Below are 20,615 nucleotides of genomic sequence, written 5' to 3'. Positions count from 1 at the left end.
GCCTTATCCTTTTCTTTTCTGCTGTTTTAAAAAATCGAGTACAGGTGAGAAATTTTGGATATTTTTTGTTTGGAAATAAGTATGAAAAGGGTCGCCGTCACTGTTTATACGTTTCATCAGATTAGTTATTTTAAACTTTTCCATTGTTAATCGATCATCCACTTCTTCCCAAAATAAAGGGGTGGCGACCGTTGCGGCCTTATTTCCTCTTGCTGAATATGGAGCGACAATCGTTTTCCCTTCTGCATGTTGGATGTAATCTACATAAAGGCGACCGCCCCGATTTTTCTTCATTCGTTCAGTTGTGAAAGAATCCGGATCTTTGGAAACCAGGTATTCAGCTAAAAACTCTGTGAACAGTCGCGTTTCATCAAAAGAATAAGTATTTTCTGGCAAAGGAATGTAAATCTGAAGCCCCTTATTCCCGGATGTTTTGATAAAGCTGATCAGCTTCAAGTGATCGAGCACTTCTTTAATTAGCAAAGCAGCTTTAATTGCAAGTGGAAACGCATCCCTGGAAGGCGGGTCCAAATCAAAAACAATTTCGCTTGGCCCCTTGCTGTCGATTTTGCTGAATGGAATATGGTACTCAAATGCAAGCTGATTTCCTAGCCATAGAAGCGTCTTTAAATTGTTGCAGACAATATAGTTGATGCCCTCTGACATATGAGTTTCCACGAAGTCCGGTGCATAATCTGGGCAATTTTTCTGATAAAATGGGTCGCCAAAAATACCATGCGGATAACGGATTACAGTCAGCAGCCTATTTTTTAAAAACGGAAGCAGGTAAGGAGCGATTTCTCTTAAAAAATGAATAAAATCGATTTTTTGCACAGCCGGTGTTTCCCATAATGGTTTGTCAGGATGGGTGATGTCTATTTCCGGCGGCAGGTTTTTTTGGTGCTGTATAAATTTATCATACGTGCAATCATCTGGCTTAAGATCAAAACGGAATTGGTGGAAATGAGGTTCGCGCATTTGCTCTTCATAATTCTCAAGATATTTGATATCCACGCAAATAGCCGGTTTCACATAAATAAATCGGCTGTCTTCGTCTGTTTTATTCTCTTTGATGATTTGGAACAGGGCTTGTTTCTCATCAGGCTTTAAACCAAAGATAAATTGACCGATGGAGAAGATGTCTTTTCCTTGGTAGACTCCTGCATAAAAGTATCCATTAGATTTTTCATAAGCTGTAATAAAACACGATACATATTTCCAATTTTTTAATTTTAACCAAAGAGTAGATCTTTTGCCCTCTTCCCATTTATTTCTGGATTGCTTTGCCACAATGCCCTCCCCATCATGAAGGACCACTTTTTCCCATAGCTCATCAAAGTTTTGATAAGCAGGGATTAATTGGATTAACCTTGGATCTGATTCATCAGGATGCATGGGCAAATTTGAAGCCCTAAAAAGGGTGTCCAATTCCTTCTTTCGGTAGAGGTACTCTTTTTCGCTTATGTTTTTTCCTTTTATCATCAATACATCAAAAATAAGGAGGCGGCAGGGTGCTGATTTTGCTTTCTCAGCGATTTTCACCTCCGATCTCATTCTTCCCCGGACTTGAATGGAACCAAAATGAGCTTTATGAGCATTTTCCAAAAAAACCAGCTCACCGTCTAAAATGATTGGGAGAAATGGTTCAAACTTTTCTTTGTTTTGTTCAATAAACATTTTTATTTCAGGGAATAAGTCCAATAAAGGCTTATCATTCCGGCTGGTCAGGCTTATATCTATATTCAGGTGAAGCATCGCCCTAAACCCATCATACTTGGTTTCAAAGAGCCACTCATCACCTTCCGGCATATCAAAAGTCAAAGTAGGAAGCATTGGTTTCATCGGTTGGCCCCCATTTCATGAATGTATTTTTAGTTTTGGCTTTTACCCTACTAACTACTCTGTTTCCAGTTCTTTATGGGTATGTACTGAATGGAAAAACACAAATTAAGAATAGATATATCTTAAAGAGAATGGGGTTGTAATATGCATACAATGTGGAAAGGGAGCATCAGCTTCGGCCTAGTTAATATTCCAATTAAGCTACATGCGGCTACAGAGGATAAAGACATTAAGCTAAGAAATCTTCATAAAGAATGCCATTCGCCAATCAAGTATGAAAAAACATGTCCTGTTTGTGAGGTTGAAATCAAAAATGAGGATCTTGTAAAGGCTTATGAATATACAAAGGGAACGTTTGTTGTCCTGGAGGATGAGGATCTTGATAAGCTAAAACAGGAGAATGAAGACAAAGCTGTAGAAATAGTAGATTTTGTTAAAATGAAGGAAATTGATCCGATTTATTTTAACCGGACGTATTATATGTCTCCGGGAGACGGCGGCGGTAAGGCTTATTCTCTTTTGAGGAAAGCACTCGAGACTTCCGAAAAAGTAGGATTGGCAAAAATCGTAATACGCTCTAAAGAACAGCTGGCAGTTGTGCGTGTATATGAAAACACGCTTGTCATGGAAACCATCCATTATCCGGACGAAGTGCGCCAGGCTGCTGATGTCCCCAACGTGCCTGCAGAAGATAAAGTGACAGGCAAGGAAATTGAAACGGCAATCATGCTGATTGACCAGCTAACTTCTGAGTTCCAGCCTGATAAATATAATGATGATTACCGCACTGCTCTACTTGAACTCATAGAAGCCAAGCGAACAGGCAAAGATATTGTAACCCCAGTAGAAAAAGAGCCTGCTGCCAATGTGACAGACCTTATGGCAGCCCTGCAGGCCTCTATTGATAAAACGAAACCGGCAGAGAAGGAAGCGCCGAAAAAGCCTGCAGCTAAAAAGAAACGGGCTGCTGCAAAGACGAAAGTAAAGAAGCAAGCGTAATGAATAAGTGTTCTTACTTCCGTTAATTCCCAGGTGAGAGTAATGAAAAATGGACAAGTGACCAAAGGAATTTGTTGCAGCAAAAACGCCAAGGTTTAACATGAATCGATCATCTCAGCAATAGGATGGCGAATTGAGCAACATGCGCTGCGCCTGGAAAATACAAATCCATGTTCAAATCCTTAAGATTGTGGTAACTATTAACTAAAAAGGAATTTTTTCTTATGAGATGGAAGGCGTTGACTTTTAAAAGAATACTCTATATTGTAATGGAAGCTTTAATCCTTGGCGGCTTTTTTTATCTTTTTATTGCGATTGTGGATGAATTGCAGGAGAACGAGATTGTCCGTTTTGATGAGCGGGTCATTGATAACATGCATGCTTTTATTTCCCCGCGGCTAACAGAATTTATGAACGTGATAACTTTTTTTGGGTCTGTAAAGTGGCTGGTTATAGCTGTCATAATTGCTTCGGTCCTTTTGATAATAGTTAAAAAGATATCACTTGCATTTTTTATGATGATATCATCGGGTGTCGGCGCCCTTTTCAATATATTATTAAAATTGATTTTTAAAAGGGAGCGGCCAGATATCATGCCGCTGATCGAAGCGCAGGGATTCAGCTTTCCGAGCGGACATTCAATGGGGTCTTTTATATTTTATGGCTCTCTTGCATATATAATTATACACCTGGCCAGAAGCAGGAGATGGAAGGCTGCATGGTCCTTATTGCTTAGCTGTTTTATTATAGCGATCGGAATAAGCCGCATTTATTTGGGAGTTCATTTTCCAAGCGATGTGATAGCGGGTTTTGCTGCAGGAGGTGTGTGGCTGACCATTATGATCTTGGGATTCCGTTATTATGAATCCTGTAAAAATTTATGATTTATATTGAGAAATGCCTGCTTACCTTATAACATAGAGAGAATAAAAAACAGAATGGGGAGTAGAAGAAATGGAACAAAAGATCTTGCCGGCTTCTTCTAATATGAAAGAGTTTGAAAAATTCCTGAAAAGCCCGTATGAAATCGGAGTTTTCCTTGATATGCATATTTCTCAGCTGAAGCCTGTTTCTCAGATGGGGAAAGAACATAAGAAAAAAATGATCTATCATGTGGATCTCATCCATGGATTGAAAAGCGATGACTATGCAACTGAATACATATGCCAGGAATTTAAACCATATGGATTAATATCCACGAAATCCAGTGTAATCCTAAAAGCAAAGCAAAAAGGGGTTATTGCAGTTCAGAGGATTTTCCTGATCGATTCGCATGCGTTAGAGAAAAGCTATAAATTGATCGAGAAAACGAAACCGGATTATATTGAGGTTTTGCCCGGTGCCATGCCTTGGATGATAAAAGAAGTAAATGATCGTTTGAATACGCCCATTTTTGCGGGTGGATTAATTCGTTCAAAAGACGAGGTAGTGAATGCGCTTAATGCCGGAGCAGTTGCCATTACGACCTCTAAAGTGGATTTATGGGAAATGTTCTCTTAAAATAGCGCCAAAATTAGCACGCTGAAATGATTGACAACGTTTTCATAGGGTTGTATACTTTTTTTTAACAAGTTAATTTATGTGTCGGAGATTAGGAGATTCACACAGTTTAGCCATTTAGGGCTTATTCTGTCGCGAATCTCCTTTTTTATTTTTCGATGCAAAACGATGAAAGGGGATTTTTTGATGTCTGCTTTTGTGGGAGAAGTTATTGGAACAATGATTTTGGTTCTTTTTGGAGGAGGTGTTGTCGCAGGAGCGAATCTAAAAAAGACATACTCTTTTAACGGGGGCTGGATTGTCATCACCATCGCATGGGGGTTAGCGGTTACAATGGGGGTTTTCGCTGTAGGGTCCATCAGCGGGGCTCATTTGAATCCGGCTGTAACAATCGGGCTGGCGATCAGTGGAGATTTTCCTTGGGCTGAGGTGCCTGGCTACATAGCCGCCCAATTGCTAGGAGGTTTTTTAGGAGGAGTGATCGTGTTCCTTCATTACCTCCCGCATTGGAAAGAAACGCTCGACCAGGGTGCGAAACTTGCCGTATTCTCAACAATCCCTGCGATTCCGCATACTTTCTCAAATTTATTAAGTGAGATCATTGGTACTTTTATTCTTGTATTAGGTTTAATGTTCATAGGGGCTAATCAATTTACCGAAGGGCTTAATCCGATTGCTGTTGGATTGCTTATTGTTGTAATCGGGATGTCGCTTGGAGGAACTACAGGATATGCCATTAATCCAGCTCGAGATCTTGGTCCCAGAATAGCTCACTTCCTGCTGCCGATACCAGGTAAGGGAAAATCTAACTGGGGATATGCGTGGGTGCCTGTAGTGGGTCCGATCCTTGGAGGTGCACTGGGCTCCGTATTCTATCAATATATGTTTGACGGCAAGGTTTCCGGAATGTTATGGGGAGTGCTAGCTGTTAATATAATCGTATTAATTCTTTCATATATTTTAGGTAAAAGACAGCCTGGAGAAATTGATTCTTCAGAAATGGCAGCATAAACAACACAATGAACAAAAGTTAGGGGAGCTACAAATGAAAAAATATATTTTATCTTTGGATCAGGGGACAACCAGTTCCCGTGCAATTCTTTTCAATAAAAAAGGAGAAATTGTATACACAGCGCAAAAGGAGTTCACTCAGTATTTTCCTAAACCAGGCTGGGTAGAACATAATCCCAATGAAATATGGGGATCAATATTATCTGTTATTGCGGGTGTCTTTTCTGAGTCTGGAATAAAGCCTGAACAGGTTGCTGGCATCGGAATCACAAACCAGCGTGAAACAACAGTTGTATGGGATAAGGAAACAGGTATCCCAATTTACAACGCTATTGTTTGGCAATCAAGACAAACAAGCAAAATATGCGATAAGTTGAAGGAAAAAGGGTATAACGATTTATTCCGTGAAAAGACGGGTCTTTTAATTGATGCTTATTTTTCTGGCACAAAAGTTAAGTGGATTCTTGATCATGCAGAAGGTGCGCGGGAAAAAGCCAATCAAGGCAAACTGCTTTTTGGAACGATTGAAACATGGCTTATTTGGAAATTATCTGGCGGAAAAGCTCATGTCACTGATTATTCCAATGCGTCCCGTACACTTATGTTTAATATTCATGATTTGAAATGGGATGAAGAGCTGCTGGATATTTTGGGAGTGCCAAAATCGATGCTTCCAGAAGTGAAGTCATCTTCAGAAGTATATGCACATACAGTTGACTACCACTTTTTCGGTATGGAAGTGCCAATTGCAGGGGCAGCGGGTGATCAGCAGGCGGCATTGTTCGGACAGGCGTGCTTTGAAAAAGGGATGGCCAAAAATACATATGGAACTGGCTGTTTCATGTTGATGAACACAGGCGAAAAAGCTGTAAAATCAGAACACGGTCTTTTAACAACCATTGCCTGGGGGCTGGATGGGAAAATTGAATACGCGCTTGAAGGAAGCATTTTTGTTGCAGGCTCTGCGATTCAGTGGCTTCGCGATGGCATGAGAATGCTCAAGGATGCAAAAGACAGCGAGAGGTATGCGAAAAAGGTTGACTCCACTGAAGGCGTTTACGTTGTACCTGCCTTTGTTGGATTGGGTACACCATACTGGGATAGCGATGTGCGCGGAGCAGTATTCGGAATAACACGAGGCACATCAAAAGAGCACTTTATTCGTGCCACACTTGAGTCGCTTGCATATCAGACGAAAGATGTTTTATCTGCCATGGAAGCGGATTCAGGCATTGAACTGAAGACACTTCGAGTAGATGGTGGCGCAGTTAAAAATAACTTTCTGATGGAATTTCAATCAGATCTTCTAAATGTTCCAGTTGAAAGGCCGACAATCAATGAAACAACGGCCCTTGGAGCTGCTTATCTTGCAGGTTTGGCTGTGGGCTATTGGGATTCACAAGTAGAAATAGCTGAACAATGGGCCATTGATCAATCATTTAGTCCATCAATGGATGAAAAAGCCAGAAACGATCTTTATCAAGGATGGAAAAAAGCTGTCAAGGCGGCAATTGCTTTTAAATAATGCTGTTTAATGCTTCGCATTTTTTAGCACCCGCTGATCGAAGAGGGCGTCCGGTGTTTATTCGAAAAAGCAGAATCAATGTCATGGATGATGGACTGAGGACCTGCAGACCTCCCGCCGTACGTTAAGAGCCAAGAACGGTCATTAACATTAACAGGAAAATTAAAAAGCGTTAATTGTACTCAAATAGTGAAATTTATGTTATAATGACTATAAGTTAATAGTTCGGCAGGAGATGCGGAGAGACCACAAAATCATTATCGGCTAATCGATAATGTGTTTTGTGGTCTCTTTTTTATTTTCTGCGAATAAAGGGTAGTGAACCAACAAGCTAGCCTGTTCATAAGGAGGAGACAACAATGACATTTTCAAATCTAAATCGTGAACACATGATAAATAAATTGGCAACCGACGAATTCGAAGTACTGATTATCGGTGGGGGAATCACTGGTGCTGGTATTGCCCTAGATGCGGCAGCGCGTGGTATGAAAACCGCACTCGTTGAAATGCAGGATTTTGCAGCCGGTACTTCCAGCCGTTCAACAAAACTGGTTCACGGTGGATTAAGATATTTAAAGCAATTTGAAGTGAAAATGGTTGCGGAAGTAGGCAAGGAACGGGCAATCGTTTATGAAAATGGGCCACATGTAACCACGCCTGAATGGATGCTGCTTCCAATGCATAAAGGCGGCACCTTTGGGAAGTTCAGTACCTCAATTGGCCTGAGAGTCTACGACTTTTTGGCAGGGGTGAAAAAGGCTGAACGCAGGAGTATGCTTAATCCCAATGAAACACTTGCAAAAGAGCCGCTTATTAAAAAAGAAGGATTGAAAGGCGGAGGCTATTATGTGGAATACCGGACAGATGATGCACGCCTGACAATTGAAGTAATAAAAGCGGCAGCCGAAAAAGGCGCAATGCCTGTAAACTATTTAAAGGTTGAAAAGCTTTTGTATGATGAAAATGGAAAAGTATCCGGAGTGGAAGCCGAAGATCAGCTTTCAGGCAAACTGTATGAAATTAAAGCAAAAAAAGTAGTTAATGCTGCTGGTCCATGGGTAGACACCATTCGCGAAAAAGATGGTTCTAAGAAAGGGAAGACACTGCGCCTGACGAAAGGAGTACACTTAGTTATAGACCAGTCGAAGTTTCCTTTAAAGCAGGCAGTATACTTTGACACCCCAGACAAACGGATGGTTTTTGCCATACCAAGGGATGGCAAAACTTATGTAGGCACAACGGATACTTTTTTTGATTCGAATCCCGTCAATCCTAAAATGACCGAAAGTGACAGAGCCTATATTATAAATGCGATTAACTTTATGTTTCCTTCTGTTAACATTTCTGAGGATGATATAGAATCCAGCTGGGCTGGTGTGCGTCCGCTCATCTGGGAGGAGGGTAAGGATCCTTCCGAGATTTCACGCAAAGATGAAATTTGGGAATCAGAAACGGGGCTGCTGACGATAGCTGGCGGAAAGCTGACAGGATATCGCAAAATGGCTGAAACCATTGTCGATTTGTTAGCGGATAAATTCAAGCAAGAGTTTAATAAGGGTTTTAGCGGCAGCACCACAAAGACCATGCGAATCTCAGGCGGAAACGTTGGGGGATCTGCAAAATTCCAAGATTATATTCAATTCCAGGCTGACAAAGGGATGGCTATCGGCTTAACAAACGAAGAGGCCCATCACCTTGTTAAAATGTACGGTTCTAATGTCACTCATCTATTTAAACTAATTGAGGAAAAGAGAAATGAAGCGGAAAAATATAGGCTTCCAGCTGTATTATGGGCAAAACTGAAATATGCGATTGAAAACGAAATGGCGGCAACACCTGTAGATTTCTTTAACCGCAGAACAAGTGCTCTTCTTTTTGACATTGAAACAGTAAGAGATTATCAAGATCAGGTCATTACTTATATGGCTGATGTATTTAAATGGAAATCTGCTGAAAGAAAGAATTTCGAGCAGCAGCTACATCAGGAAGTGAAATTTGCTGTAATGCCTGCAGACCAAAACTGAAGCTCTCCATCTGGAGAGTTTTCTTTTTTCGCTTATGCTCAGGCACTTTGTTATTTGAAAGGGTGCTCCGCTGCATGATGTTCTTGTTTTAAGTGTCCTTGCGAATCCGAATATGGTCAAGTATGTAAAACGTAGAGTAAGAATTGAACAGTTTGGAAAAGCAAAGGGCAAAAGCATTGCTGACTTTAGGCCGAAGCTTGATGAAAAATCCCCGAAAACACATGATCACATAGCGATGGAACTTGACGTTGAGCATTTTGTCATTGACTTTACGGAAGTGTTCCTATCACAGGAAGATGGCCTCCAATAAAACCTTTTAACACACAGTGTTAGGGTTTTTTTTGTTTTGAAAGGGGAATGGCGGAGCTCTATAGAATTAGTACTAATATGGATAACTATTGCAGGTAAGGAGCATCCCTTAATGAAAGATATATTAATTTTAGGCGGAACACAATTTTTCGGGATAGGATTGGTCGAAAAACTTGTAAGTGAAGGAAAGAATGTTACTATAACAAACCGCGGGCGTATACGTATAAAGGATCCTTTTGACGATAAAGTGGTGCGTTTAATGATTGGCAGGTAAGATCATTACTTTCGGCATAATGCCTTTTCGGACAAGAAGTGGGATGCAGTCTATGAGCAATCCTGCTTTTCTCCAAAGGAAGCAAAAGATAAATTGGAAGTTATAAATGGGAAAGTGGAACATTATATTTTTATATCTTCGATGGGAAAAAGTATGGAGGCTCTAACATTGCTGAAAAATAAACAAATGAACAGAATTTTTTCTATACTGGGAATGGTCGCAGCTATAGCGATTGCCTATAGTGTTCTAGTCTATTTAAAAAAGGAACGGGATATATCAAGTGTTCAAAAAGGCTCTACAAATGTGGAGATGAGTGAACATGGCTTAATGTATGATGATTTGGGTGATTTTATTGCATCGCATCATACTTTTTATAACGAGACACTTGGCTGGGGGAGAGACCGTTTTGTCAGCTGGTCTAAACAGCGAAAGCAAGCAGAAATAATTATACAGTCATTAGGCAAGATATCAGCCGAGAATGAATCTTTGCAGAAGGATTTGAATGCTATCGCCGCTTTGGCGGAATCAGTGCAATCAGGTTCTAAAGAAAAAGATGACCTTATTAGACTGCACCGCTTCTTTCATGATCTTGATATTGACTATAACGAATATAAGGATACAACTGATTATTTTGATGTAACAGAGTATAAAGGAGAAGACGAACTATATTAATAAAGAGCGGTCGAATATGGGGCATTGACAAGTTATTTTCTTGACAGATTATCCTGATTAGGTTATGATGATTAGTGAAGTATTTGAGGTACATTAATGAAGTCGCGAATTCACATGGATTTGGGCGAAATGCCTTCATTTGTGTGAGAGTCCGGCTTTTTGTTATGTTTAAAGCTCTTTAGGATTTTAAAAGAGTAAGCATGTGTTTGTAATTAAGAATAATTTGTGTGGACAGCTTTTGGCTGAATTTCTTCTTAATCATCTTCTATAAACCAGACACTTCTCCGTTTTTTTTGCTTCTAGTTTGTTTCTTACATTTAATAAAAAAATCTCAGAGAGCACCAAAGTCGGATGCACATCCGATCAACCTGATTCCCACTGGCGCGGCCTAGGAGCCGTAAGGATGGAAGAGAGGCAGGGCTTTCATTGTTTTAGGTAATAACTTTAAAACTCAAATATATCTTATGAGACAGCATGCTGCTGTCTTTTTATTTAACAGTATAAAACACGAACATTTTAATAGAAAATCCATTGAAATATTTGTGTTTTTTTGTTATACTTTTAATATAAGAATAAGAATTCAAATCGCAGTGACTGACGACAATGCGGAATGAACCGCAAGGGAGCTGCGTCTATGTATAGCCGGTCGTCTGGGCAGAGAGAAGGGATATCCTTGTCTCTTTTTTCATAATTTAATGGAAAAGCCCGTATGCTGCGAAGTGTGCTTTTCCTAACTGGAGGGATATGCATGGATAACAAACTATTACTTGATGGAATTGTAGTTGCGGAAAACGTGAAAGAACAATTAAAAAAGCAAGTCAGTGGATTGAAGAAGCTTGGTGTACGTCCTTGTTTGGCCACCATTCTGGTCGGGGATGACCCTTCATCTGAAACTTACGTCAGAATGAAAGGGAATGCATGTGATAAAATGGAAATCGTTTCAAAAAGAATACACTTGTCCAAGGATATTACAACGGACGACCTTCTTCAAACGATAGCAGAATTAAATGAAGATCCAGCTGTTCATGGAATCCTTCTGCAGCATCCGGTACCAGGCCATATCGATGAACGTAAAGCGTTTGAAGCAATAGCGATTGAAAAAGATGTAGATGGTGTTACAAGCTTGGGATATGGACAAACAGCCTTAGGCTTTGGGGAATACCCCTCCTGTACTCCAGCTGCTATTCTGGAAATAATCGACTTCTATAAATTGGAGACCAAAGGAATGCATGCAGTTGTGGTAGGCAGAAGTCCGATATTGGGGAAACCAGTCTCTGCTCTTTTATTAAATCGAAATGCTACCGTTACGACCTGCCACTCGCATACCCGGAATTTGCCGCAGATCCTCAAGCAGGCTGATATTGTTGTAGCTGCAGTTGGAAAACCTAATTTTATTAAAGGCGAATGGATAAAAGAGGGATCCATTGTGCTTGATGCTGGCTATAATAAAGGGAACATTGGGGATGTGGACTATGAAAGCTGCCTTCACAAAGCTTTTGCCATTACGCCAGTACCAGGCGGCGTAGGACCGGTTACGATTTCAATGCTTTTGAAGCACACTGTACAGGCAGCAGTAAAATCATCAGAAATAAAGGGAGAGGCAACTAGTTAATTTGTCCCTAATTAAAAATGATTGGTAAAAAGATTGACTTATAAATGATTGTCGTTTAATATTAGGTTAACGCTGTAAAGTTCGTTATATACTTTTTGGATAAGTAGTCGTGGCTGCAAAGAAATGTAGGCGATCGTTCATCCTCATTTCTGGCGGATGCGACTTTTTTATGTTTAAGTTTATATTGGTACATTATAGTGAAAAACAATTCTTGGGAGGCAACACAAATGAACACAGGTAAAGTAAAATGGTTTAATGCAGAAAAAGGTTTCGGATTCATCGAATCTTCAGAAGGCCAAGATGTATTCGTACATTTCTCAGCTATCCAAACTGATGGTTTCAAAACTTTAGAAGAAGGTCAAGACGTAAATTTCGAAATCGTTGAAGGTAACCGTGGACCTCAAGCTGCTAACGTAACAAAAGCATAATCTTTCTTAAATGAGGTGATGCGTGTCTAATCATGCATCGCCTTTTTACGTTATTTTACTCATCCACTTTGTAGTCTTCATGAATTCCTCAAAACAGAATCTTCCCATTTAACTGCTTTTTAGGAATAAAACATTTTTCATTTCTTCTAAAAAAATTACTTCGCAAACAAAATAAAGTTTAAAATTAGTACATTTGGAAATGTAAAAAAGAGATACAAACTGGAAAGCCTAGTAACGTAGTGAGCATCAACATATTAAATGTTATAGTCTTTTAAAGGCTTTAGTACAAGGAGGAAAATTTATTTTGACAACTTTTTCAGATTTTGGTTTAAGTAATGAAATAGTAAAAGCCCTTTCCAATATGGGGTTTGAAGAACCTACACCAATCCAGGCTCAAGCAATTCCTATTGGTTTAAAGGGCAAAGATATGATTGGTCAGGCACAGACTGGAACAGGTAAAACTACTGCATTTGGTGTACCGCTTCTAGAGCAAATCGATATAAATGAGGGGATACAGGGCCTTGTGCTTGCACCAACACGTGAGCTTGCCGTCCAGGTAGCTGAAGAATTAAACCGTATTGGACAGGTAAAAGGTGTCCGGACACTTCCGATATATGGCGGCCAGGATATCAACCGCCAGATTCGTGCGCTAAAAAAGCATCCGCAAATTATTGCTGCAACACCAGGAAGGCTTATTGACCATATCGAAAGAAAAACAATCCGTTTAAGCAATATTAAAATGGTTGTTCTTGATGAAGCAGATGAAATGCTTAATATGGGTTTCATTGAGGATATTGAACGAATCCTTAGTGAAATTAAAGGTGAACGCCAAACACTTCTTTTTTCTGCTACAATGCCAAAGAGAATTCAATCACTTGCAGAAAAATTCATGCAGGAACCTGAAATGGTTAAAGTGAAAGCAAAAGAAATGACCGTTAAAAATATTGAACAATATTATATGGAAGTGCATGAAAAACAAAAATTTGATGTGCTTTGCAATCTTTTGGATATTCAATCTCCGGAATTGGCGATTGTGTTTGGGAGAACAAAAAAACGGGTAGACGAAGTAGTAGAAGGTCTAATAAAAAGAGGATATTCAGCCGAAGGAATTCATGGAGATATTCCTCAGGCAAAGCGTGACCAGGTTATCCGCCGTTTTAAAGAGCAGACAATCGAGATTATGGTTGCGACAGACGTTGCTGCCCGTGGATTGGATATTTCAGGTGTTTCCCATGTTTACAACTTTGATATTCCGCAGGATCCAGAAAGTTACGTTCACCGTATTGGCCGTACCGGACGAGCTGGAAATAAAGGGCTGGCTATTACTTTCGTTTCACCAAGAGAAATTGATCATTTGAAAATTATTGAAAGTGTAACAAAAAGTAAAATGACCAAAAAGCCGGTACCATCATTCAAGGATGTGGTTGAAGGCAACCAGCAGGCTACCATCAACAAATTATTGGAAGTTATTGATAAAGGTGAACATGCGGACTTTAAGAGAGCTGCAGAAACGCTTCTTGAGGATACCGATTCTGTTACGATGCTGGCAGCTGCATTAAAATTGCTAACAAAAGGTCCTGATGCAACACCTGTTAAATTGACTGCTGTTGAACCTATCCGTGTGAGAAAGCCTAAAGGCGGAGGTGACCGCGGCGGAAGAAGATTTGGCGACAGATCCAGAAGCGGCAGCAGGGATGGAAGAGATTTTAAAGGCGGAAGAGACAGACGCAGCAAAAACCGCAGCAAATAATGATTTACCTATGTTCAAAGATGCGGGCTAAAAGGCCTCGTGCTATTTTTTCAATACTTTTTAATCATCTGATTATAAAATCTGATTAATTTACCCATATTAGTAAATGCAGGGTAAAATATCTCCCTGTGAGTTATAGATATTAGGAGGAAATAAAATGGCAACAGGTAAAGTAAAATGGTTTAATGCAGAAAAAGGTTTCGGTTTCATCGAAGTTGAAGGCGGAGAAGATGTTTTTGTTCATTACTCTGCAATCCAAACAGAAGGCTTTAAATCCCTTGATGAAGGCCAAGAAGTTAACTTTGACATAGAGCAGGGCCAGCGTGGACCTCAAGCTGTTAATGTAACAAAGTTATAATGCAAATAAAGAGCTCCTCTTGAAGGGGCTCTTTTATTTTGATGACAGAAGGGTGTAAGGATGTAGATAGAAAAAAAGAGAGGAATAATGATGAAAATTATTATTTTGTCAGATATCCACATGCTAAAGAGAGCTAAAAAACTCCCGGCTGTCCTCCTTAATGAACTGAACGAATGTGATTTAATCATTCATGCAGGCGATTGGCAAAGTACTAAAGTATACGAAAAAATGCGGGCATTCGTACCTGTAGAAGGTGTATATGGAAACACGGATAGCGGGTTAAGGCCTTTTTTTCAATCAGAGCAGATTCAAATCATAATTATAATAGTCCTGGGTATTGTATGTCATAAATCCGCATGATTTATAAAGTCCTAAAGCATGTTCATGATCTGCTGCAACTTCCAGGTGCACTCTTTCAATGCCATTCTTTTCCTCAGAAGTAACGACGTAAGAGAGCGCGCTTCTGCCAATTCCTTTTCCCTGAAGAGAGGGTTCAACTGCAAAACCGTAGATCCAGGTAGCGTCCTGCTCTTTTTGAAGCCTTATTTTTCCGGCTTTTTTCCTTTTAATTTAATTATAAAGGTAGCTTCGCTGCCGTTATCCCAAATCTCTTTGTTGAAAGTCTTCGCTTCTTGATCAGGAATATTGAAGCATACAGAATCGAGGCGGCTAATGAAGTCAAGATCGCTCTCTGTTGCATGGTGCAAGGTTACATTAGGGTTGGCGGTGCTATTCCCGGGGACTGACAGGCGTTTCATTTGGTATTCTGAAAAGGAATAAGTGCAAGGCAATGATTCAAGGAATCCTTTTGCGGAAGAAGAATTAGCAGGTGCGTTAATAAGCAGTTTGCTGGCCTTGCTGATTGATCTTTTTGCCTGTTTGAAAGATGACTGAAAACGCCATTTTGCCTGTGTTCAGGGTGAACCATACTGCATAATTCCATAAGTCTGCCGAAAGTATAGAGAGCAAGAAATCCGATAAGTTTTCCTTGTTCATCATATTGAAAAAAGTCAAACTCTGAGCCATCAGGCCTTGTTCGCAAGCTATCCCAATTTAATTTTAGATCGAGCCTCCCTTTCTCCTCGCACATCTGCTGCAGATGTTGAATATCATTTAATTCTTTATTTGCCAGCACTCAATCTGCCCTCTGTTTTTAAGTCAATTTAATTGAATGTATAGAAATATAATATAGGAAAAAATATAATAGAATAGCCCTAAATTTCAGTTATAGCCTTTTGGAAGGGTAATAATAGTAATACATATCTTGGTGTGATAGCATGTGATGGATAAAGGGGGATATTCATGAAGACTTTTACGGTTAACTTTCATAAGGAAGACCAGGTTCAGCCGATGGCGATTGAGAAACTAAGCGAAAATGATTTTGAGCAATACACAGAAGGAGGAACAAGGCATTTATTCGAACTGGATAGCAACATTGGTTATTTTGTCTTTTTTGATGCAGTGGATCTTAAAGGCAAAGAATCCTATATGGTTTTGCACTATGAAGAGGACCAGGAGGAGCCAAGCGCATGCTATGCTTTTGAACTTAAAGACTTTTACCAGTTTACGGCGCTATATCTGAATGATTTGGACTTTAATGAAGAAAATGTGCAGAGCGATGAAAATGCCTACACACCAGTTCAACACTTAGCACATTTATTGCACCACATTTTGGAGGATGGCAAGAATATTGCGGTATAATGCAAAAAAGAGCAGGCTGGCCTGCTCTTTTTATTTTGCTTGAGAGATGTTATCGCTGCAGAAACGGGAAACCACTTTCTCTTCATCTTCGTCCAAAGCGAATTCTAAAACCTCACCGGATTGATTCACCAAAAAATGATAATTTAGAATCCTTTCATCATCTTCATTTTTATAAAAAAGCACTCTTAATTTGATGCCATTTTCTGAATACAGCTCATCATCTTCATCCACATCAATATCCAAATAGAACTCATAGCGGTCTCCGGAGAGGATGCCTGTTGGATCTTTTATGGATTCAATTGAATATCCAGTAATGTTCATGGCCTTCACCCTTTCTAACATAAACATATCCTGCTGTATACGTCATTATACACTTTTCCCTGTATAGAATGATAGTATTTGTTTTTTTAGTAATCCCTCTGTTGTTGTTCCCCGCTGATTTCATATTTTCCACAACAAATGAAGCTTAGTGGTTAAATTAGTATTTAAGAGTTCATTACGCAGGAATAGTAATCTTTTTGACAGTTCACCCTAAATATGTTATACTAATTTTAGTTTAAAGAATATAATAATGCCCGTAAACACTTGTTATATATTGTTGGTCTGTTTGAGCCTTTATATAGCAGGTGATTTTTATTATGTTTATACGGTCTTACTCTTTGGGAGGTGCCTGGTATGGCAATGGGATTTGGCAGGAAGAATATGGAAGAAATTAAGATGGAAGAAGTTAAGGTCTGGGAATGTTCATCAGATTCATGCAACTGCTGGGTTAGGGATAATTTTAAAAGCAGTCAGGTACCTGCTTGTCCAATCTGCAAAAGTGAAATGAACGAATCAATCAAAGAGCTTCAGGTCGTTAATAATAACAGCATTTATACTAAATAATTTACAAAGGGCGATAGTAAGTCGCCCTTTTATTTATTATTAATTTTCTCGATTACGCTTGCTAGTTCATCTGGTTTTAAAAATTCAATTGGCGAGAAGCCTTTCTCGAACATAATCAGCTTCAATAAGCAATACATAGCGTCCGTTTACCTTAGCCATATGAATGGTCTCTCCGAAATCAGATAGCAGACCGTTTACTTACTAATACATGATCCATTTTAAGTTTTAGTTGAATCTCAGGTGAATTTTCAATAATTTGCGCTGCTGCTTCAATCACTTGCTCCGAGGAAAACCTCTCCTGAATTTCACTTTTTGGGCTGGCGGCCCATACTTCCATACTCGTTTCCAACTGCTCCCTTTCTTCATTTTCCGGCTGGAATGTATCTTTAATATGTTCCTGAACCATCACTATTACTTGTGTTTTGACGATTTCAGGGAGTAAGGGTTCATAGTCTACAAACTTTAAAAAGTCTTCAAAGTAACGTGCATCCGATGATTGGTGAATTTTCAGTTCTCTTTGTTCAATCATGCCTTCCTCAGGCATATAAGGATACTGGATGGACTTCATATTTTTAGTCGTTATCGCTATTTCCACATTCGTGATAAGAGTTGTTTCATCCGAAATCGATGCTACCTTTGGTTCAAAATCGCATTACATGAAAAGACGAATGGTTCATCAAAAAACTTTCTCAGCTTTGCGTTAGCAACAAGCAAAACTCCTCCTCGGACAGCGCTTGTATCAAGATAGGCATTCACAATTTGTTCGTTAGCCTTCTGGAAAAATTCTTTGGATTCTGCCATTCTTACCCGGGAAAAAAGATTATAATTTGGATTAGAACTTAGTTCATGTCCAGGTTCAACAATAAATCTCCCTTTTTTTGTAGGAGCCTGATCTGTTTTCGGATGCCTTTCAACTGTTCTTTTAGAAATCTTTGCAAGTTCTCCATCTAAAAATTCCTTTAAAGCACTATTTTCTTAATCATCTGGACCCAATGTTTGAAAATGCTTAGAAAACTTTTCGGCATTCTCTCCTTTTCCCTCTACCTGAACCACATAAAAAGATAAATAATTGATTTCAAAATACATTTCATTCACCTTTATTTCTCAAATTTGACTTTACTAGTATAGGTAAGAGGATAGCTCTCGTCAATTCGCTTTGATCTATTTAGGAATAGAATAGGTTTAAGTAAGCTGAAACAAGATAAAGGAAACGAGTTAAAATTGGAAGTGGAAAAATGTCAAATAACCTATTATGGTTTATGGCCTTAGTTCTTATTAGCCTTTGGATCATGTACATTACATATAAGAAAACGAAGTTCCGTCATAACCTTGCTTTATATTTTTTCACGATGGGACTCGCATTTATAATGGAATATATAGTGTTAATTTTAGGAGGTGCCTATACTTATTATCCACGTTTTTTTTCGAATCAATGGTATGATGACGTTTTTGGCTCCAGCATTTCCCAGGCTTTTTTTATCCCAAGTGTACTTGTGGCAATTGCCGCGTTCAGAATTCCAGTCAAATGGGTTGTTTTGATTATAGTTGCAATTTTGGGGTTAGAAGAGTTTTTCCTATGGCTTGGAATTTACGAACATAATTGGTGGAAATCCTGGTTCACCTCAATTATCTTATTTGTATCGGTTTTTGTTGTGAAATGGTGGAGGAACAGAATTGAGGGAAGGGGCTTCTTTTTTCAGTTTGTTACTATCTATATGACGATTACGACAATATTTCAAGGTTTAACTTTTTATTTGACGGCTATTTTAAAGACTCATCACTATACTCTAGGGTTGTTTGAATCTCCTTATCAGGATCATATCGCATTCAGTGTTTTCATATGGCTCATCTACGCGGTGCTGTTGACGGTGATCATTATGAGATTTTATCGTTTCGTATGGCTTGCCTTGCTATTCTTCGCTGATTTCTCTTTTCACACAATACTAATTAAAATGGAAATTTTGCATGTGAGTTCTTGCTGGCACCCCATTTATTTTAGCCTAATGCTTATTATTCTGTTGATGATAATAAAAAAAATGAACAGTAAGATGTTCGCTTAATTATGTATTAGGCTTTATAATTAGATTTTCTAAATTATTTGATCTATTCTATATAAAAACAGGAATTAAATTGTGATTAGAAGAGGTAACTGATGGACGCTAAAGGAACATCCCAAAACAAACTGCGGAGCCTAGATAGAGAGGTTCGCTTTTATAAAAATCTAATCAGTGAACTTCCTTATTCCTTTTCATATAGGGATGCTGAATTGGGAATGCAGCTTGATAAGGGGAATGATCAGTCATACTCCATCTCGGAAAATGGGGAAATACGAAAATCTGAATTGATTGCATTTAATAAAAAGCTTGAGGATTTGCCATTCGCTAACGTTGAAACCTTTCTAGAACCAATACTTGATGTGGTTCCTCATCATATCGTCTTTATTGACAGAAATGGTTTGGTAACACTATGCAATCTGCAGGCTTGCATGGATCTGAAAAAGAAAAAAGAGGAAATAGTTGGGCATCATATTAGAGAGCTTTTGCAGATTCCTGATGAGAAAATTAACTTGCTTGAAACACTAAGGTCAGAAAAATCCATAGTTAATAGAGAAATACTTGATAGGAATTATGGTATCAATAATACAAGAATTATAAGGGATTCCAAAGGGGAAGTTCAAAGGGTTATTGGTATTTTCCAATTTCTGAATGGAATTAAAGATGCGGAAAAAGCCGCACTTGCCGGAAGAATTGCTGCAGGCATTGCTCATGAAATCCGAAATCCATTAACAACCGTAAGAGGCTTCCTGCAAGTACTTCAAAGCAAATCAGACGAATTGACAGCAGATTTATTTAAAACTCTGTTAATCCCAGAAATCGATAGGGCCAATAAAATCATTTCCGATTTTTTAAGGATAGCAAAACCAGCTGAAATACTCACTGAAGAAATAAAGGTAAATGAGTTTATCTACGAGTACCTAGGCAAGTTTCTGAACAGTGAGGCATTACTTCATAATATTGCAATTGAATATGAAACCGATTTCGACGTGATTGAATGCTCTTTTGAAGCAAATCGGGAAGAACTGCTGCAGGTTTTTATAAATCTTCTCCAAAATTCACTGCATGCAGCCGGGAATACAGAACTTCAAATTTTGCTTAAGGCTGAAAGGTCAGGTGATTATATACGATTTACCTTTAAGGATAACGGTAAAGGCATTAGTGATTCGATTATTGAGCATATCTTTGACCCTTTCTTTACTACAAAAGATGAAGGAACAGGTCTGGGACTTTCTGTCTCGAAAAAAATAATTGAAAACTACCAAGGTACATTGGATGTACAAAGTGACATGCATGGGACAAGTTTTATTATTAACATGCCATTTTTAGTACAAAAGAAAAAAACAGGTAAAAAGATGGAGTAAACTGCCACTGTAAAGGCGTTGACTTGATGCTTTGCAAGTGATAATATTTAAGAATAGCTTTCAGGGAAGTAAACATATTGAAATAGATATTAATACCTTTTTCAAAAACTTCTTGATTTGTTGGTGGTATATGTGATATATTTATAAAGTCGCTTCTGAGCGGCGAATTGATCTTTGAAAACTGAACGAACAAATACGTCAACGTTAATTCTTTAGTCTTTTTTGAAAAGACAAATCGAGCTTAATCAACTCTTATATGGAGAGTTTGATCCTGGCTCAGGACGAACGCTGGCGGCGTGCCTAATAC

23 protein-coding genes, 1 pseudogene and 1 riboswitch are annotated in these 20,615 nt (G+C 38.9%); of the genes and pseudogenes, 18 read left to right on the top strand and 6 right to left on the bottom strand.

Translation table 11 applies throughout. The features are described 5' to 3' along the window. Positions 1–3: 3 nt before the first annotated feature. Entirely contained in the window at positions 4–1,842 is a 1,839-nt protein-coding gene (locus NCCP133_RS16555) for a DNA ligase D (RefSeq protein WP_264806185.1), read from the bottom strand. Between the two features lie 144 nt (positions 1,843–1,986). Here NCCP133_RS16555 and ku point away from each other — a divergent pair, with 144 nt between their 5' ends. From ku to NCCP133_RS16485, 14 genes are all read left to right on the top strand, one after another. Next, positions 1,987–2,841 carry a non-homologous end joining protein Ku gene (ku, locus tag NCCP133_RS16550; RefSeq protein ID WP_264806184.1) on the top strand — a complete coding sequence of 285 codons (855 nt, stop codon included), beginning with the start codon at positions 1,987–1,989 and terminating at the stop codon, positions 2,839–2,841. A 224-nt stretch (positions 2,842–3,065) separates the two neighbouring features. Continuing rightward, a complete protein-coding gene (locus NCCP133_RS16545) occupies positions 3,066–3,725 on the top strand; it encodes a phosphatase PAP2 family protein (protein WP_264806183.1) in 660 nt (219 codons plus the stop codon). A 70-nt stretch (positions 3,726–3,795) separates the two neighbouring features. After that, positions 3,796–4,341 (top strand): glycerol-3-phosphate responsive antiterminator, encoded by a 546-nt coding sequence (locus tag NCCP133_RS16540; protein ID WP_264806182.1) that lies wholly within the window; start codon positions 3,796–3,798, stop codon positions 4,339–4,341. Between the two features lie 186 nt (positions 4,342–4,527). Continuing rightward, positions 4,528–5,352, top strand: a complete 825-nt coding sequence (locus NCCP133_RS16535; RefSeq protein WP_264806180.1) for an MIP/aquaporin family protein — start codon at positions 4,528–4,530, stop codon at positions 5,350–5,352. Positions 5,353–5,386: 34 nt separating this feature from the next. Continuing rightward, positions 5,387–6,877: a glycerol kinase GlpK gene (gene glpK, locus NCCP133_RS16530; protein WP_264806179.1), complete on the top strand. Its 1,491-nt coding sequence runs from the start codon at positions 5,387–5,389 to the stop codon at positions 6,875–6,877. 359 nt (positions 6,878–7,236) lie between these two features. Continuing rightward, a complete protein-coding gene (locus NCCP133_RS16525) occupies positions 7,237–8,901 on the top strand; it encodes a glycerol-3-phosphate dehydrogenase/oxidase (protein WP_264806178.1) in 1,665 nt (554 codons plus the stop codon). A 112-nt stretch (positions 8,902–9,013) separates the two neighbouring features. Next, on the top strand, positions 9,014–9,211 hold the full coding sequence (locus tag NCCP133_RS16520) for a hypothetical protein (RefSeq protein ID WP_264806177.1): 198 nt from the start codon (positions 9,014–9,016) through the stop codon (positions 9,209–9,211). A gap of 111 nt (positions 9,212–9,322) precedes the next feature. Continuing rightward, positions 9,323–9,484 (top strand): hypothetical protein, encoded by a 162-nt coding sequence (locus NCCP133_RS16515; RefSeq protein WP_264806176.1) that lies wholly within the window; start codon positions 9,323–9,325, stop codon positions 9,482–9,484. A 168-nt stretch (positions 9,485–9,652) separates the two neighbouring features. Further along, entirely contained in the window at positions 9,653–10,156 is a 504-nt protein-coding gene (locus NCCP133_RS16510; RefSeq protein ID WP_264806175.1) for a hypothetical protein, read from the top strand. Positions 10,157–10,736: 580 nt separating this feature from the next. Further along, positions 10,737–10,819, top strand: a riboswitch (ZMP/ZTP riboswitch). Between the two features lie 85 nt (positions 10,820–10,904). Next, positions 10,905–11,768, top strand: a complete 864-nt coding sequence (locus tag NCCP133_RS16505) for a bifunctional 5,10-methylenetetrahydrofolate dehydrogenase/5,10-methenyltetrahydrofolate cyclohydrolase (RefSeq protein ID WP_264806174.1) — start codon at positions 10,905–10,907, stop codon at positions 11,766–11,768. A 227-nt stretch (positions 11,769–11,995) separates the two neighbouring features. After that, positions 11,996–12,196, top strand: a complete 201-nt coding sequence (locus tag NCCP133_RS16500) for a cold-shock protein (protein WP_264806173.1) — start codon at positions 11,996–11,998, stop codon at positions 12,194–12,196. A gap of 304 nt (positions 12,197–12,500) precedes the next feature. Then, a complete protein-coding gene (locus NCCP133_RS16495; protein ID WP_264806172.1) occupies positions 12,501–13,946 on the top strand; it encodes a DEAD/DEAH box helicase in 1,446 nt (481 codons plus the stop codon). Positions 13,947–14,103: 157 nt separating this feature from the next. Then, positions 14,104–14,304 (top strand): cold-shock protein, encoded by a 201-nt coding sequence (locus tag NCCP133_RS16490; protein WP_110064024.1) that lies wholly within the window; start codon positions 14,104–14,106, stop codon positions 14,302–14,304. An 87-nt stretch (positions 14,305–14,391) separates the two neighbouring features. Beyond that, positions 14,392–14,664: a metallophosphoesterase family protein gene (locus NCCP133_RS16485; RefSeq protein WP_264806170.1), complete on the top strand. Its 273-nt coding sequence runs from the start codon at positions 14,392–14,394 to the stop codon at positions 14,662–14,664. On the opposite strand, the gene NCCP133_RS16480 is transcribed toward NCCP133_RS16485, so the two are convergent. The 3 genes from NCCP133_RS16480 to NCCP133_RS16470 are packed head-to-tail and all read right to left on the bottom strand — an operon-like array spanning position 14,602 to position 15,439. Continuing rightward, the gene (locus tag NCCP133_RS16480; RefSeq protein WP_264806248.1) at positions 14,602–14,817 is read right to left on the bottom strand and encodes a GNAT family N-acetyltransferase; all 216 of its coding nucleotides are present in this window, start codon (positions 14,815–14,817) and stop codon (positions 14,602–14,604) included. The two genes, NCCP133_RS16485 and NCCP133_RS16480, sit on opposite strands and share 63 nt — an antisense overlap. Before the next feature lie 29 nt (positions 14,818–14,846). Further along, entirely contained in the window at positions 14,847–15,062 is a 216-nt protein-coding gene (locus NCCP133_RS16475) for a hypothetical protein (protein WP_264806169.1), read from the bottom strand. Next, positions 15,059–15,439, bottom strand: a complete 381-nt coding sequence (locus tag NCCP133_RS16470; protein ID WP_264806168.1) for a hypothetical protein — start codon at positions 15,437–15,439, stop codon at positions 15,059–15,061. Before NCCP133_RS16470 ends, NCCP133_RS16475 begins: the two co-directional genes overlap by 4 nt. 167 nt (positions 15,440–15,606) lie before the next feature. Here NCCP133_RS16470 and NCCP133_RS16465 point away from each other — a divergent pair, with 167 nt between their 5' ends. Beyond that, positions 15,607–16,005, top strand: coding sequence for a cytosolic protein (locus NCCP133_RS16465; RefSeq protein WP_264806167.1), 399 nt, complete (start codon positions 15,607–15,609; stop codon positions 16,003–16,005). A 30-nt stretch (positions 16,006–16,035) separates the two neighbouring features. On the opposite strand, the gene NCCP133_RS16460 is transcribed toward NCCP133_RS16465, so the two are convergent. Continuing rightward, entirely contained in the window at positions 16,036–16,347 is a 312-nt protein-coding gene (locus tag NCCP133_RS16460) for a DUF6509 family protein (RefSeq protein WP_264806166.1), read from the bottom strand. A 333-nt stretch (positions 16,348–16,680) separates the two neighbouring features. Here NCCP133_RS16460 and NCCP133_RS16455 point away from each other — a divergent pair, with 333 nt between their 5' ends. Next, positions 16,681–16,890, top strand: coding sequence for a cold-shock protein (locus tag NCCP133_RS16455; protein WP_264806164.1), 210 nt, complete (start codon positions 16,681–16,683; stop codon positions 16,888–16,890). Positions 16,891–16,919: 29 nt separating this feature from the next. Here NCCP133_RS16455 and NCCP133_RS16450 read toward each other — a convergent pair. Next, positions 16,920–17,976, bottom strand: a pseudogene (locus NCCP133_RS16450) (DUF3900 domain-containing protein). A gap of 149 nt (positions 17,977–18,125) precedes the next feature. On the opposite strand from NCCP133_RS16450, the gene NCCP133_RS16445 reads away from it, so the two are divergent. Together NCCP133_RS16445 and NCCP133_RS16440 are read left to right on the top strand one after the other, a co-directional pair. Then, entirely contained in the window at positions 18,126–18,950 is an 825-nt protein-coding gene (locus NCCP133_RS16445) for a hypothetical protein (protein ID WP_264806163.1), read from the top strand. Positions 18,951–19,042: 92 nt separating this feature from the next. Continuing rightward, a complete protein-coding gene (locus tag NCCP133_RS16440) occupies positions 19,043–20,308 on the top strand; it encodes a two-component system sensor histidine kinase NtrB (protein ID WP_264806162.1) in 1,266 nt (421 codons plus the stop codon). The last annotated feature ends 307 nt before the right edge of the window (positions 20,309–20,615 follow it).

Source organism: Cytobacillus sp. NCCP-133, from assembly GCF_026011715.1.
In the GTDB taxonomy this organism is placed as follows: Bacteria; Bacillota; Bacilli; order Bacillales; family Cytobacillaceae; genus Cytobacillus.
This window is presented reverse-complemented; position numbering and strand designations above follow the sequence as displayed.